Source organism: Streptomyces sp. NPDC028368 (genome assembly GCF_055565615.1).
This window is the reverse complement of the sequence record NZ_JBVHTY010000001.1, coordinates 657,924-671,286: the sequence shown is the minus strand read 5'-3', so window position 1 is coordinate 671,286 and position 13,363 is coordinate 657,924. Positions and strand designations below refer to the sequence as shown.

At 72.6% G+C, this 13,363-nt stretch carries 14 protein-coding genes; 5 read left to right on the top strand and 9 right to left on the bottom strand.

Going from position 1 to position 13,363, the window contains the following annotated elements; all coding sequences use genetic code 11:
• The first annotated feature begins 44 nt into the window (after positions 1 to 44).
• Complete coding sequence (locus ACZ4S3_RS02990; RefSeq protein WP_467924955.1) at positions 45 to 1,307, top strand: DUF4185 domain-containing protein; 1,263 nt, start codon at positions 45 to 47, stop codon at positions 1,305 to 1,307.
• Positions 1,308 to 1,352: 45 nt separating this feature from the next.
• Here ACZ4S3_RS02990 and ACZ4S3_RS02985 read toward each other — a convergent pair whose 3' ends face one another.
• The 4 genes from ACZ4S3_RS02985 to ACZ4S3_RS02970 form a co-directional block, all read right to left on the bottom strand.
• Positions 1,353 to 1,754, bottom strand: coding sequence for a DnaJ family domain-containing protein (locus ACZ4S3_RS02985; protein WP_467924953.1), 402 nt, complete (start codon positions 1,752 to 1,754; stop codon positions 1,353 to 1,355).
• 95 nt (positions 1,755 to 1,849) lie between these two features.
• Entirely contained in the window at positions 1,850 to 2,467 is a 618-nt protein-coding gene (locus ACZ4S3_RS02980) for a hypothetical protein (RefSeq protein WP_467924951.1), read from the bottom strand.
• Complete coding sequence (locus tag ACZ4S3_RS02975) at positions 2,464 to 3,996, bottom strand: ATP-binding protein (protein ID WP_467924949.1); 1,533 nt, start codon at positions 3,994 to 3,996, stop codon at positions 2,464 to 2,466. Before ACZ4S3_RS02975 ends, ACZ4S3_RS02980 begins: the two co-directional genes overlap by 4 nt.
• Entirely contained in the window at positions 3,993 to 4,700 is a 708-nt protein-coding gene (locus tag ACZ4S3_RS02970; RefSeq protein ID WP_467924947.1) for a response regulator, read from the bottom strand. The genes ACZ4S3_RS02975 and ACZ4S3_RS02970 overlap by 4 nt, the downstream gene beginning before the upstream one ends.
• A gap of 147 nt (positions 4,701 to 4,847) precedes the next feature.
• Here ACZ4S3_RS02970 and ACZ4S3_RS02965 point away from each other — a divergent pair, with 147 nt between their 5' ends.
• Entirely contained in the window at positions 4,848 to 5,624 is a 777-nt protein-coding gene (locus tag ACZ4S3_RS02965) for a polysaccharide deacetylase family protein (RefSeq protein ID WP_467924945.1), read from the top strand.
• A 40-nt stretch (positions 5,625 to 5,664) separates the two neighbouring features.
• On the opposite strand, the gene ssgD (ACZ4S3_RS02960) is transcribed toward ACZ4S3_RS02965, so the two are convergent.
• A complete protein-coding gene (gene ssgD / locus ACZ4S3_RS02960; RefSeq protein ID WP_467924943.1) occupies positions 5,665 to 6,078 on the bottom strand; it encodes a spore wall synthesis regulator SsgD in 414 nt (137 codons plus the stop codon).
• A gap of 230 nt (positions 6,079 to 6,308) precedes the next feature.
• Entirely contained in the window at positions 6,309 to 7,568 is a 1,260-nt protein-coding gene (locus ACZ4S3_RS02955) for a LuxR C-terminal-related transcriptional regulator (RefSeq protein ID WP_467924941.1), read from the bottom strand.
• A gap of 155 nt (positions 7,569 to 7,723) precedes the next feature.
• On the opposite strand from ACZ4S3_RS02955, the gene ACZ4S3_RS02950 reads away from it, so the two are divergent.
• Entirely contained in the window at positions 7,724 to 8,638 is a 915-nt protein-coding gene (locus ACZ4S3_RS02950) for an NADP-dependent oxidoreductase (RefSeq protein WP_467924939.1), read from the top strand.
• Here ACZ4S3_RS02950 and ACZ4S3_RS02945 read toward each other — a convergent pair.
• Together ACZ4S3_RS02945 and ACZ4S3_RS02940 are read right to left on the bottom strand one after the other, a co-directional pair.
• Complete coding sequence (locus ACZ4S3_RS02945; protein ID WP_467924937.1) at positions 8,625 to 10,166, bottom strand: PH domain-containing protein; 1,542 nt, start codon at positions 10,164 to 10,166, stop codon at positions 8,625 to 8,627. The two genes, ACZ4S3_RS02950 and ACZ4S3_RS02945, sit on opposite strands and share 14 nt — an antisense overlap.
• Positions 10,163 to 10,681: a PH domain-containing protein gene (locus ACZ4S3_RS02940; protein ID WP_467925237.1), complete on the bottom strand. Its 519-nt coding sequence runs from the start codon at positions 10,679 to 10,681 to the stop codon at positions 10,163 to 10,165. Before ACZ4S3_RS02940 ends, ACZ4S3_RS02945 begins: the two co-directional genes overlap by 4 nt.
• 143 nt (positions 10,682 to 10,824) lie before the next feature.
• Here ACZ4S3_RS02940 and ACZ4S3_RS02935 point away from each other — a divergent pair, with 143 nt between their 5' ends.
• Entirely contained in the window at positions 10,825 to 11,445 is a 621-nt protein-coding gene (locus tag ACZ4S3_RS02935) for a TetR/AcrR family transcriptional regulator (protein ID WP_467924935.1), read from the top strand.
• 680 nt (positions 11,446 to 12,125) lie between these two features.
• Positions 12,126 to 12,398, top strand: coding sequence for a barstar family protein (locus tag ACZ4S3_RS02930; RefSeq protein ID WP_467924933.1), 273 nt, complete (start codon positions 12,126 to 12,128; stop codon positions 12,396 to 12,398).
• An 80-nt stretch (positions 12,399 to 12,478) separates the two neighbouring features.
• Here ACZ4S3_RS02930 and ssgD (ACZ4S3_RS02925) read toward each other — a convergent pair whose 3' ends face one another.
• Entirely contained in the window at positions 12,479 to 12,892 is a 414-nt protein-coding gene (gene ssgD, locus ACZ4S3_RS02925; RefSeq protein WP_467924931.1) for a spore wall synthesis regulator SsgD, read from the bottom strand.
• Between the last annotated feature and the right edge of the window lie 471 nt (positions 12,893 to 13,363).

Here is a 13,363-nt window from a genome sequence, read left to right as displayed (position 1 = left end):
TCCCCCACGCTCTTGAGGAGCAGGGGGACCCCCAGAGGAGCGTGATGTCCAGGCCGCCGCTCACCCGCACCGCGACCGCCGCCGCCCTGCTCCTGACCGCCGCCCTCCTGCTGTGGGCGCTGCCCCGGGAGGCCGCCCCGGACCGGGCCGCGGCCTGCACCGGACGCCGGATCGCCTCCTGGTCCGCCGATTCCGGACGCACCGCCGCATTCGCCCGCTACGGGGACGACAACACCCGCCTCGACGACTGGACCGGCGGCGACGGCACCCACTCGGTGCGTCTCCCCGACGGCCGGACGCTCTGGCTCTTCTCCGACACCTTCCTGGACCGGGTGCAGCCGCCGCCCAACCCCCAGGGGCAGCCGCACCGTTGGCGCACGGCCGACCGCGGCGGCACCCCCTACCTCCGGCACAACTCCGCCGTCGTGACGGGGCGTTCGGGACGGCCGGAACGCACGCTGACCGGCGGTACCGCGGCCGCCCCCGGACCGCTCTTCCCGGACCCGCCGGGCGGCGGCTGGCGCTGGCCGGTCCGGGCGAGCGTGGAACCGCGTACCCCCGGCGCCCACGAGCAGGTCGTCCGCGTCCTGCTGTGGAACCGCGCCCCCGGGGCCGGCCCGTGGATCTTCGGTATGCCGCGCAGCACCGAGGTCGCCACCCTCTCGCTGCCGGACCTGCACCTGGAAGGCATCACCGAGACAGTCGGCCGGACGTCCGTCACGGACCCGGGGCGCCGGGTCCTCTACGGGGCCGCGGCGGTCCGCGACGGCGCCTGGACCTATGTCTTCGGCGCCGACGACCCGCCGTCGTCACCGGCCTCCAGCGGCTACCTCGCCCGGGTCCCGGCCGGGCGGCTCGGGGACCGCACCGGGTGGCGGTTCTGGGACGGAGCCCACTGGCAGCGGCGGGCCGGGCGCGCCGCGCCGGTGCTGCGCGCGGGCGGGCGGCGCGGCGTGGGCAGCGCCTTCACCGTCGTCCGGGACGGCACGACCTGGGTGCTGTTCACCATGGATACCGGGGGTGACGGCACGGCCGGGACGCGGACGATCACCAGCTACTGGTCCTGCTCGCCCCGCGGCCCCTGGCACGGCCCGAACGGCCGCATCACCCCGCCCCGGCCCGCCGACGCCCAGCCGCAGTACGTGGCCGCGTACAACCCCCAGGCGCACCCCGAGTTCACCGCGTCCGGGCAGCTCCTGCTCAGCTACGACATCAACTGGCTCGGCCCGGCCCCGGCAGATCCTCATCTCAGCGGGAATGTGGAGCTCTATCGGCCGCGGTTCCTCAGGGTGCGACTGGAGCCGTGACGGCGGTCCGTGACGAGGGCCCGTGACAGTGGTCCGTGAAGGCGGTCAACTCCCGTGCTGTGCACGCCAGTTACGGGCCACCTCGTCGATGTCGAAGGGGGTGAGGCCGAGCGGGGGGCCTTCGAGCGGTGTGCGCAGGGCCGCACGGATCCGGTCGTTGACGGCCGTCAGAGTGCGGCGCAGGGCCGCCTCGGACGGGGCGTGGGACGCCGCCTCCAGCGCGTCCTCGGCCTCCTTGCGCAGCACCAGCGACGGCGGCAGATACGAGAGGTTCTCGCGGCTCATCTTGTCCTTGATCCACCACAGCTCGTCGTACGGCTGGTCGAGGCGGGGCAGCGGCTTTCCCGCGCCGGTCAGGTTGGCGAAGTCGCCGCGCTCCGTCGCCTCGCGGATCTGCTTGTCGATCCAGGTCTCGAATCCGATACCAGGGGGTTTGCGCTCGGTCATCGCACGAGTCTCCCGGGGTTGCAGGCCGGCCGGTCCTTGTGGCACGCGGGTGCCTTTCTTCACCGTAACGCGTGCCCCGACCGCGGCGCCGGGTCTCAGCCCCCGGCCCTCGGCGCCGCGGTGTTCGGGCTCGGCTGGACCACCGGGAAGGCGTTGTTGCCGCCACAGACCATGGGACCGACACGGACACCATCGCCCACCACCGTGACGGTGACCTCTCCCGGCGGCTTGTCGCCCGGGACCCGGGCATTGGCCGCCGTGCACACCAGCTGGTTCAGCGACGCGGAGTCCAGCAGTTTCGCGTTCATGGGCAGGGTGAGGGCGACGGTGCCCCGGCCGGTGGTGGCGAGCAGCCGGCCCGGGAACTTCGGCAGCACGCTGGAGAGCCCGCGCTGCCGCTCGGCGTGGTTCGGGCCGTCCATCAGCATCTCGATCGCGTTCTGCGGATCGACGGGTGCCTTGGCGGGGCGGGTCGCGGAGCGCAGCCCGCTCGGGCCGTAGAAGAACAGCTGGACATCGGCAGCGGGCTGGCCGGGCGACTTCACGCCGGTGGCGGGCTCCCCGGCGTCGATGACGTCGGTGGGCGCGATCCCGCAGCCGGCCAGCGCACCGGCCAGCAGGCCACCCGCCACGATCCGCCGGGTCCGCGCAGCGAGCACGGCATTGTGGCCGAGCGCGGTATTCCGGCCGCGCACGCTCTTCAGGACGTTCATGCGTCGTTCCCTTTCCCGGCCGCGGGAGTGACGTCGTCCCGGCCGTCCTCCGCGGCGGGGAGCTCCGGGGCCCGTCGCAGGGGCAGATCCACGGTGAAGACCGCGCCGCCGTCGGGGGAGTTGGCGGCGCGCAGAGTGCCGCCGTGCAGCCGTACGTTCTCCAGCGCGATGGCCAGTCCCAGACCGCTGCCCTCCGACCGGGCGCGGGCCGAGTCGGCCTTGTAGAACCGGTCGAAGACATGCGGCAGGACCTCGGGGTCGATGCCGGGGCCGCTGTCGGAGATCTCGATCAGCAGCCGGCCGGCGCCCGGCTCCGGTGCGTGCAGCCGTACGCGGACCGGCTCGCCGCCGTGGTGCAGGGCATTGCCGACCAGGTTGGCGACCACCACATCCAGCCGCCGCGGGTCGAGCCGGGCCCGTACGTCGTCCGGCAGCTCCGAGGCCACCCGCTGCTGCCAGGCCCTGGCCTGCAGCGTCTTGCGGATGGTCTCGCCGACGTCCACCTCGTCCAGATGCAGCGCCGCGGCCCCCGCATCGAACCGCGAGACCTCCATCAGGTCCTCCACCATCCGCGCCAGCTTGCCGGTCTCCTGGCTGATCAGCCGGACCGCGGAGGCGGTGTCGGGGTCGAGCGACGCGGCGTCCTCGTCGAGTACGTCGGTGACCGCGGTCATCGCCGCCAGCGGTGTGCGCAGCTCGTGCGAGACATCGGCGGCGAACCGCCGGGAGTTGGCCTCCAGGCGGCGCAGCTCCGCCACGTTCTCCTCCAGCTCCGCGGCCATGTCGTTGAACGTCCGGGACAGGTCGGCGAGTTCGTCGGTGCCCTTGACCTCCAGCCGGGTGTCCAGCTTGCCCTCGGCGAGCCGTCCGGCCGCCTGCCGCAGCCGCCGTACGGGCCGCAGCACCCCGCGCGCGGCGAGCAGCGCCGGGATCACGGCCAGTGCGAGTACCGGCAGCGCGCCGCCCCGCGCCGAGCTCACCAGCGCCTCGACATTGGCTTCCTCGGCGCTCAGCGGGAGCTGGGCGTAGACGGTCAGCGAGGAGGCCTTCCCGTCGGACTGCCGTACCGGCATCCCGACCAGCAGCCAGGGATCGCCGTTGCGGTCGACGCGCTGGAAGGCCGGCACATGACGCTTCTCCACCGACTCCCGCAGATCGGCCGGGACCACCACACTGCGCTGCAGCCCGCTGTCCTCGCTGTCCGGGACGCCGCTGTAGTGCACCGAGATGTCCCAGTCCCGGGAGGTGCCCGAACGCTCCAGCTGGACGCGGAAGAAGTCCAGATCCGACTGGGACGGCGGCACCGTCAGCTCCGGCGCCAGCGAATTGATCTGCGCGCGCAGGTCGTTGACGGCGATGTCCTGGGAGCGCTGGAGGATGGCGTTACGGGCCTCGCGGTAGGTCAGGCCCGCGGTGGTCAGCGCGCTGATGGTGGCCACCAGCACGAACGCGACGACGAGACGGGCGCGCAGCCCGCGCAGCCGGGTGGGGACAAGACGGGTGGGCACCAGACGGCCCAGCCGGCTCACAGCGGCCCGAAGCGGTAGCCGAACCCGCGCACGGTCTGGACGTAGCGGGGGCTGCGCGGGGTGTCCTCTATCTTCGTCCGCAGCCGCATCACGCACGCGTCGACCAGCCGGGCATCGCCGTGGTAGCTGTGCTCCCAGACATGCTCCAGCAGCTGCTGGCGGCTGAAGACCTGACCCGGGGTGGCGGAGAGGAACAGCAGCAGCTTCATCTCCGAGGGGGCCAGCGCCAGGTCCTGGCCGCCCTTGCCGACGACCAGCCCGGCCCGGTCGATGGCCAGTTCCCCGTAGGACTCGACGGGCGCGGGCCCCGGCTCCGGACCGGCCGCCTCGCCGTTGGCGGGCAGCGCGGTACGGCGCAGCACCGCACGGATCCGCGCCTCCAGGACCTCGCCCCGGGCGGGCTTGACGATGTAGTCGTCCGCCCCGGCCTCCAGCCCGAGCACCACATCCAGGTCGTCGCCGCGGGCGGTGAGCATGATGATCGGCAGCTGCCGCTCGGCGCGGATCAGCCGGCAGACCTCGAAGCCGTCCTTGCCGGGCAGCATCAGATCCAGCAGGACGATGTCCGGCCGGAAGCCCGGCAGCGCGGTGAGCCCTTCTTCGCCGCTGGCCGCGGCCGCCACCTCGTGGCCGCGCCGCCGTAGTGCGAGGGTCACTCCGTCCCGTACGGCGGCGTCGTCCTCGATCAGAAGTACACGTGGCATGGGTCCAGTATCAATAAGTTTCATGATGGATCCGTAACAGGAGCAGCCTGCCCGGGATCTCGTGCATCTGTCGTGGTGCAAGGCGGCGTGCGACGGCACCGCCGCCGGTCGGCAGCACACGAGCATTGGGTGAGGGACGGGATTCACATGGCACGGCGCTTCGGTTTTGAGGGCGGGATCATAGGCGTGGTCGCGGCGGCGGCCCTGTCCCTGTCCGTCGCGGGGATCCTCGCATTCGCCCAGCCCGGTGCCACCGTAAAGGCCAGCGCCGATCCCGTCGACTCGGCGGGCAAGCACGCCGGGCAGGCGCCCCGGTCTCCCGTGAAGTCGTCGATCGTGCATGCCTCGGACCGTCCCGGCCGCAGCCTCAACATCACCATCGATGACGGCCCGGACCCGGTCTGGACCCCGAAGGTGCTGGAGGTCCTCAAGAAGCACGGCGTCAAGGCCACCTTCTGCATGATCGGCCCGCAGGCCGCCGCCCACCCCGACATCGTCCGACAGGTGGTGGCCGCCGGCCACAAGCTCTGCGACCACACCGTCAGCCACAACACCGGCATGGACCACCGCCCGCAGAGCTACCAGTCGCAGGAGATCCTCGACGCCCAGAAGATGATCGAGAAGGCGGCGGGCGGCGCCAAGGTGGAGTACTACCGCGCCCCCGGCGGCGCCTTCACCCCCTACAGCCGGCAGCTCGCCGCCGATCACGGCATGCGCCCGCTGGGCTGGAACGTCGACAGCAAGGACTTCGAGGGCGGCAGCGTCGCGATGATCGAGTCGACGGTGCGCGGGGAGCTCTCCAACGGGCCGACGGTGCTCTTCCACGACGGCGGCGGCAATCGCGCCAGGACCGTGGAGTCGCTGGACGCGCTGCTGCCGTGGATGGCCCAGCAGGGCTACGGGTTCGGGTTCCCGCAGCGTTAGGGCCTGTCGTTTGGATCAGGTCGGGCCCGTTCGGGGCGGCTCAGGCCGCCCCGAACAGCTCCCTGAGGCCGCTCTCGACGGCGAGCTGCGCCTGCTCGTGACCGGCGGGCACCGCCTCGTAGGAGCGCGCCAGGAACAGCCGGACGTCCGCCGTCCGCATCTGCACCATGGCGATGCCCTCGTCGGCGTGGAACTCCAGCACCGTGCGGTCCGGGCCTGCCGGCCGCACCCGCACGTCCCCCCGCCCGGCGGGCCCGCGCAGCCCCTCGTCCAGCAGCTCACGGGCGAACGCCCAGTCCACCGCGGCGCCGTCCAGCGAGATCTCCGGCGGGAACGACATCCGTACGGCGAGCGGGTCGGCGGGCTGGTAGTGCAGCACGGCGGGAACCGTATGCGGGCCGGGGGCGGTCGCGAGGAGACGGACCTGGACGGCTTGGTCGATGACGCTGGGCATCGCGGCTGCTCCCTCACGGCTGTCGGCCGTGGACACGGGTCCCGGACACGGCTCGTTCAGTTCGTTCACGGCTCGTTCAATAGGACGGTGGGTTGGCGGTTGCCGTGCACAGGACCGAGGGGCGATCTGTGTGATCTGCGTCATATGTGTGGGAGGGGGGTGGGGGAGGAGACGGCGGCGGCACGACGGGGCCGGCCGGGTCCCCGCCGCGGAGCCTTGCCGAGAACCCCCTACGCGACCGTGTGGAACAACGCCGCCGCCGCGCCCCGCGACTCCACACCCAGCTTGGTCAGGATGTTCGCGACATGGAACTTCACCGTTGACTGGCTGATGTGCAGTTCCTCCGCGATCATGCGGTTGCGGTGCCCGAGCGCGAGCCGGGCCAGGACCTGCAACTCCCGCTCGCCCAGGGGCGTGAGCGGGTCGGGTGCCGGATCCTGGGAAGCGGACAGCGGGATCGTCGCCGACACCGTGGACCCCCACCCGGGCACCGCGTCGACGTCCAGCCGGCCGTTCAGGACATCGAGCCGTTCCCTCAGCAGGCCGGGGGACAGGTCGCACGGGGTGAGGGTGCCGGGCCCGTCGTCGCGTACCGTCGCACGCAGTTCGCCGTCGACGATCTGCCAGCCGACGTGCACGCGGTTCACCGCCTCCTGCTCCAGGACCTTCATCAGCACGGCCCGGACGGTCGCCCGCGCCGTGTGCGCCACGTCGGCGGGCAGCGTGCGCGGGGAGTCCGGCGCGCCCAGCTCCAGCCGTACGGGGCTGTAGCGCACCAGTGGCCGCAGCGAGTCGGCGAGCCGGGCGAACGCCTGCCCGGCCGGCTCCTCGGCGATCATCTGGTCCCGCTCCGCGTCCGCACGCAGCTCCACCAGGGCCGAGACGGCCAGATCCGTGGCGGTGGCGCGGGCCGCCGCATCGTCCAGCTTCCGGCTGCGCAGCACCCCCAGCAGTCCGGTGAGCGCGGCCGAGTACACCTCGCCCAGCTCGGCGATCACCCGGGCCCGGGACCCGGCGGCGGCCCGCGAGCGGGCCAGCGCACCCGGCATGGCCTCCGTCGCCAGCCGGTCGAAGTGGCTGGTCACCACGTCCCACAGCGCCTGTACGACAGCGAGGCCCGGCGCGTCGACGGGGGCGGCGTCCGCGTCCCGTACGAGCAGCAGGACCGCGCCACGCGGCGTCGCATGGCTCGTGACGGCGAGCACCGGCCGCTCGGCCCCGGCGAGGGTGACGGCGCCCTGCCACGGATGTCCCGGCGTGCCCGTGGCGAGCAGCGGCGCCAGGTCGGCGGTGGAGAGCCGGTCGATGATCGCCGGATCGCCGTGCGTCTTGAACGGTGAGTGCGCGCAGTGCGTGGACAGTTCGGCCGCCGCCCGGTGCGGGACCAGTTCGGCCAGGACCGAGGAGAGCCGGGGCAGGATCTCGCCCAGGGGCCGGCGGATCACCTCGTAGGCGGCGGTCAGGGCGGGCACGGAACCGGTCAACTCCATAGCGCTCAGCCTAACCAGCGGCGTCAGGGCGGGCGCTGGCCCTTTGGCCAGGTGGGACTGTCCTGATGGCTGGCCCGGTGCCCCGTCGCACGGACCAGGCTGAAGTCATCAACCCACCACCCATTGCTGTGAAGGCATCGAACGGGGAGACCTCCATGCGAGCGATCATCTACAACGAATTCGGCGGCGCCGAGGTGCTCACCTACGGGGACACCGACAAGCCGGAGCCCGCGCCGGGCGAGGTGCGGGTGAAGGTGGTGACGGTCGGCGTCAATCCCCTGGATTACAAGCGGCGTTACGGATGGGTGGAGCAGTTCTACCCGACGACGTTCCCTGCCGTGCCGGGCCTGGAGTTCGCCGGGATCGTGGACGCGCTCGGCGACGGCGTCACCGAGGTGGCCGTCGGCGACGAGGTCTTCGGCTGGACCCGGACGGGCGCGTACGCGGAGTACGCCATCGCGGGCGATATCGCCCGCAAGCCCGCCGCGCTCTCCTTCGCGGCCGCCGTGACGCTGCCCGTCGCCGGTGAGACCGCCCAGCGCGTCCTCGACCTGCTCGGCCTCAAGGACGGCGAGACGCTGCTGCTGCACGGCGCGGCGGGCGCGGTCGGCCAGGTGGCCGTCCAGCTGGCGGTCGCCCTGGGCGCGACCGTGATCGGCACCGCTTCCCCGGCCAATCACGACTTCCTGCGCACGCTGGGCGCGGTCCCGGTGGCGTACGGACAAGGACTCGAGGACCGGGTCCGGGCGGCCGCCCCGCAGGGCATCGACGCGGTCTTCGACGCGGCCGGCCATGACACGCTGCCGGCATCGATCGCCTTGCGGGGCGGGACGACTGACCGCATCGTCACCATCGCCGACATGAATGCCGCCGAGCACGGCGTGCCCTTCTCCGCGGGCGGCACGCCGCCGGAGACGGTCCGCGCGGGGCTGGCCGAGCACGCCCGCCTGGCCGTCGAGGGGAGGCTGACCGTACCGGTCGCCGAGACCTTCGCGCTCGCCGACGCCGCCAAGGCGCAGGAGCTGAGCGAGGCGGGCCATGTGCGCGGCAAGCTCATCATTGAGATCTGAGCGGCTGCGCCCTCTCCTCGGGGGGCGTCTCCCCGGGATGTACCAGGAACTCCTCCAGGATTCCCGGGGCCGCCGCCGAGGCGAGGGCCGGCGCGTCGGCGGCGGCGAGGTCGGGGAGGCGATAGCCGTCCTCGCCCGCCGCGACCGCCGCGGTCAGCGTGACCAGCCCGGCCCGCCGGGTGAACGGTGACGTCGTCAGCGTCCAGGCGGCGATCCCCTCGCGCTGCAGGGCGAGGGTGTCGCGGCTGAAGGTGCCTGAGCGGATCACCAGATACCGGCCGCGGATGCCGTGGCCGAGACTGCGGTACGCGTCCCGGGCCAGCCACAGCACGGCAAGAGTGGCGACGGCGGCGTAGATCCAGGCGCAGTGCAGCAGTACGGGCGTGAACGCGGCCCCGAGACCGGCGAGGACGGCCGTGCCGGGAAGCACCGCGAAGAGCAGACCGCGCATCCGCCGCCGGCGTAGGGCGGCCCGCGGGTGTGCGGTCAACTCCGTTGCACAGAACGGGGATTGGGATGCTCGCAGGGCGCCGCCCGCCACCCGAAGCGCCTCCCGGCGTGGCGCCGGCGGCATGAGTCCGCTGCGGCGGCGGTTTTCCTCGCGGTTGCCCAGGCCGCCCGCCACCGCACGGACCAGCGCGCCGCCGCCGGCCCGCAGCAGCAGCGGTTCCCGTACCAGCACGCCCCGCAGCCGGGCCCGTTCGATGGTGACGGAGCGCGTCGTGAACAGCCCGCGGCGCACCCGCAGTGTGCGCGCGTCGGTCCACTCCAGGCAGTAGCTCCACCAGTTCTCGACATAGAGGACCACCGCACCGGCCGAGCCGAGCGTCAGGACGGCCAGCAGCGCGGCGGGGATCGTCAGCCACAGCATCCCGGCGCCGAATTCGTGGAACGCCCGCTGGACGAAGCCGATTTTCCAGGCCTCGATGCCGATCCCGTGGAGCGCCCGGTAGACGGATCCGGCCGCCACGAACACACCGCCGACGACCCAGAAGGTCAGCGGGGCATAGCGCAGCCAGCGCCACCTGATGCGGGCGAGCACCGGGTCCTCGGCAGCCGCCCCCGCATTGGCGCGGGCGACCAGCTCGGCGCGCAGCCGGTCCGCGTCGGAGACCTTCAGCGCCTCCAGCGACAGCTCGCTCCCGCTGTCCCCGGAGCCTCCCGCCCCCGCCCGCAGCACGGTGACACCCAGCAGCCGGTGCAGCGGGGTCGCCGTCAGGTCGACGGTACGGATGCGGTGCAGCGGAACACTGCGCAGCCGACGGGTCAGCAGCCCGCTGCGCACCTCGAAGCTGTCGTCGGTGACGCGGAAGTCCGTACGGGCCCAGCGGATCAGGCCGGTCAGGGTGACGGCGGCGAAGGAGGCGGCGATGGCGATGAGGGTGATCCACGCCTCGGTGGTGATCCGGCCCCCGGTGGCCAGCGCCGTCAGTGCCAGCGATCCGAGCGGCGCCGCCATCCAGCCGCAGTGCACCAGCAGCGTACGGGGATCGAGGCGGCGCCAGGGGAAGGTGTCGCGGCCGTTCATGCGGCATCCCCCGGCACATCCTGCGCCGCCTCGCCGATCCGGCGCGACAGCTCCTCGGCGTGTGCGTCCGACAGTCCCGCGATCTTGATGTCGCCCGCGGTGGAGGCGGTGGTGACGGTCACCGTCGCCAGTCCGTACCGCCGCTGTATGGGGCCGCGCACGGTGTCCACGGTCTGCACCCGCGACAGCGGCGCGATCCGCCGCTTCTGCCAGAACCAGCCGCCCGCCGCATACACCGCGCGCTCGCCCAGCTCCCACGCATGCACCGCGTACCGCAGGCGCGGCATGACCGCGAGGTAGCCGACCGCGGGCAGGACGAGCACGACCAGCAGCAACGGGCCGAGCCACGGCAGCGCGCCCGGGAAGAACAGCAGGCTGAGCGCCGCCATGACCAGCGCGGTGAGCAGCATCGGGCCGCTGAGCGTGAGCAGTGCCTGCACGGTCCACCAGCGGCGGGCCCGGGGGTCGACGCGATGGCGGGGTGGGCGGAGGAGCGGGGCGGCGTGCTCGGGCATACGGGTCACCGGTTCCAAGTCAAGTGTATTGAATAGCGGTACGTTATAACGGTACAAGCGACTTGTAAAAGCGTGCGGGCGTGCTCGGCCACCCCTGACGGCGTACGAGGCGCCCCTGACGACGTAGGAGAGGGAGGCCGTCCGTGCCCAAGAAGGTGGACCACGGAGCCAGGCGCGAGGAGATCGCCGAGGCGCTCTGGCGGATCGCGAGCACCCGGGGCCTGGACGGCGCCAGCCTGCGCGAGGTCGCCGCCGAGGCCGGCATCTCGCTCGGCCGGCTGCAGCACTACTTCCGCACCAAGGACGAGATGCTCGCCTTCGCCCTCCAGCACATCAACCGGCTGGCCGACCGCCGCATCCGCGAACGCATCGCCGCGCTCACCGAGGAACCGTCGCCCCGCGAGGTGCTGCGGACCTGCCTGTCGGGAATGCTGCCGCTCGACGAGAAGAGCCGTATCGGCACGCTGGTCGGCGCGGCGTACTTCAACCGCGCCGTACACGACGAGGTCCTGCGCGCCGAGGCCAAGGACGGCATCCCCAAGCTCCGCGCCTTCTTCGCCGACCAGCTGCGCCGGGCCGCCGAGCGCGGCGAACTCCCGCCCGACCGGGCCACCGAGGACGAGGCGATGCTGCTGATCAGCCTGGCCGACGGGCTATCCAGCTATGTCCTGCTGGAGGTCCACAGCGCAGAGCAGGCGATGCGGCTGATGGATCGGCAACTGGCCAACCTCTTTGACGGCGAGGGGGCGCGTGCCGCCCACTGACCGCCCGGCCCACACCTGGCCGCCCGGCATCCGGCAGTCCCGCCCACCCGGCTACGCCCTCGTGGCCGACGAGGACGACGAGGTGCTGGGCGTCTGCGCCGGCCTCACCGGACTCTTCGCCGACCCGCGCCCCGCGCCCTACCAACTGCTCGGCTGCACACCCCAGGGGCCGCTGCGGACCGCCCTGCACGCCCTCGACGCCGGAGCGGTCGCCGCCCGCCTCGGCGACCTGTGGATAGCGCCCCGGCCCGGCGACGCCTGCCCGCCCGGCTCGGAACGCCTCGACGCCTGGCCCCTGCGCAACGCCCGCATCACCGGCCACCGTCCGCACCACTACGACCCGGCACGCCGCGATGTCTTCCTCGAGGCGATCGCGGACGACTACCTCACACCCGGCGACCCCTACCTCGCCGCCGGCGCGCGGATCCACAACGGCCGTACCCAGCTGGGCAATTGCCTCGACTTCTCCGAGCTCGTCCCGGCCGACGAACCGGAACCCGCCCCCCTGACCCTGCTCGGCTGCGCGCCGGGCCCCGCCCTCACCGCGGCCCTCACGGCGGAGAGCCCTCGCCGACGACGGCTCGGCAGCGCCTGGTTGAGGATCCTGGACCGGCAGGGAAGGGAGGAAGTCAGCTGCTGGGGCGTGGCGGTGGAGGCGGAATCGGCCCGCCCGTCCGCCCATGGGCCCTGCCTGCTCGACATCGTCCTTCCTGGCGATCGGCGAGGCGGTCAACGGACCGGGCGGCTACTTCGGCCGCGGTGTGGGCGCACTGGTCGACTGTTTGTGCGGCCACTTCGGCGCCACCGCCCCCTTCACGGTCATCTGGCACCACCACGATGTAGCCCGCCGCCACCTGGGCCAACTCCTGGGCCCCGACGGCGAACCGTACGACTTCTGCGCCCTGGTGACCGAGGTCCTGACGCGGTACGGGTCACGCGTCGTCCTGCGCTAGCGGTCCTGCGCCAGTCGTCCCGCGTCAGTCGTCCCGCGCCGGCTGTCCTGTGTGGGTGCCAGGTGTGGGACCTTCCGGTCCTACGCCTCGCGCAACAGGGCAGCCAGGTCGGCGTCGACGTCCAGATGCCGCGTCTCGCCGCCCTTCTCGACGACCCCGTACGACCGGGTCAGGAAGAGCCGCAGGTCCCGCGCCTCGAACTGCACCAACGCCATCCCGCCGGCCGTATGGAACTCCACCACCACACCGTCCGTGCCGCACGGCCAGATCTGCACATCACCCGCCCCGGCCGCCCGCTGCAACCCCTCCTCCAGCAGATCGCGCCCGAACGTCCACGCCACCTCGGCGCCGTCCAGCGAAGCGCCGGGCGGAAATGCCAGGCGCACCGCGAAGGGATCGGCTCGGTCATAGCGAAGGGTTGCCGGAATCACCCGCGACTGCGGTGCGCTCGCGATGAGACGGGCCTGAACGGCTTGCTCGATGACGGTGGACATCGCCGGCTCCCTTACTTTCGGTGCAGATCCTTGTCGGTACAACGACTAGGACGCGTAGGTCATCGCGACCGTGCATCGATTTCCTGCGTGACCTGCGTCACGGCTCTTCGAATGCGAGGATATGCCCCCTTTACACATGCGAAATGCAAGCATTGCCGCGAAGGTCCGAACCTATCGGCTGCCGATGTCGCAGGCTCGATTCACTGCGGCTCCGGGTGAGTTGCGGCCGTCGAACCACCCATGGGCGGCACCCGGCGGTCTGGACGGGGCCGTATCGCTGGACTAGCTTCCAGCGCGACGAGGGCCGGGAGAGCCGGGGGCGCTGAGGGGCGTTGGGGCCCTGGGGGCCCGGAGGCGCCTGAGATCCCTGGGCCAGATGAGCGGGGCGGGTGGAGCGGGGTGGGGCGGATGCGACGTACAGGGCACTTGAGGCTCGGGAGACGCGACGGATCGGCGTCTCGTGGGGTGGCG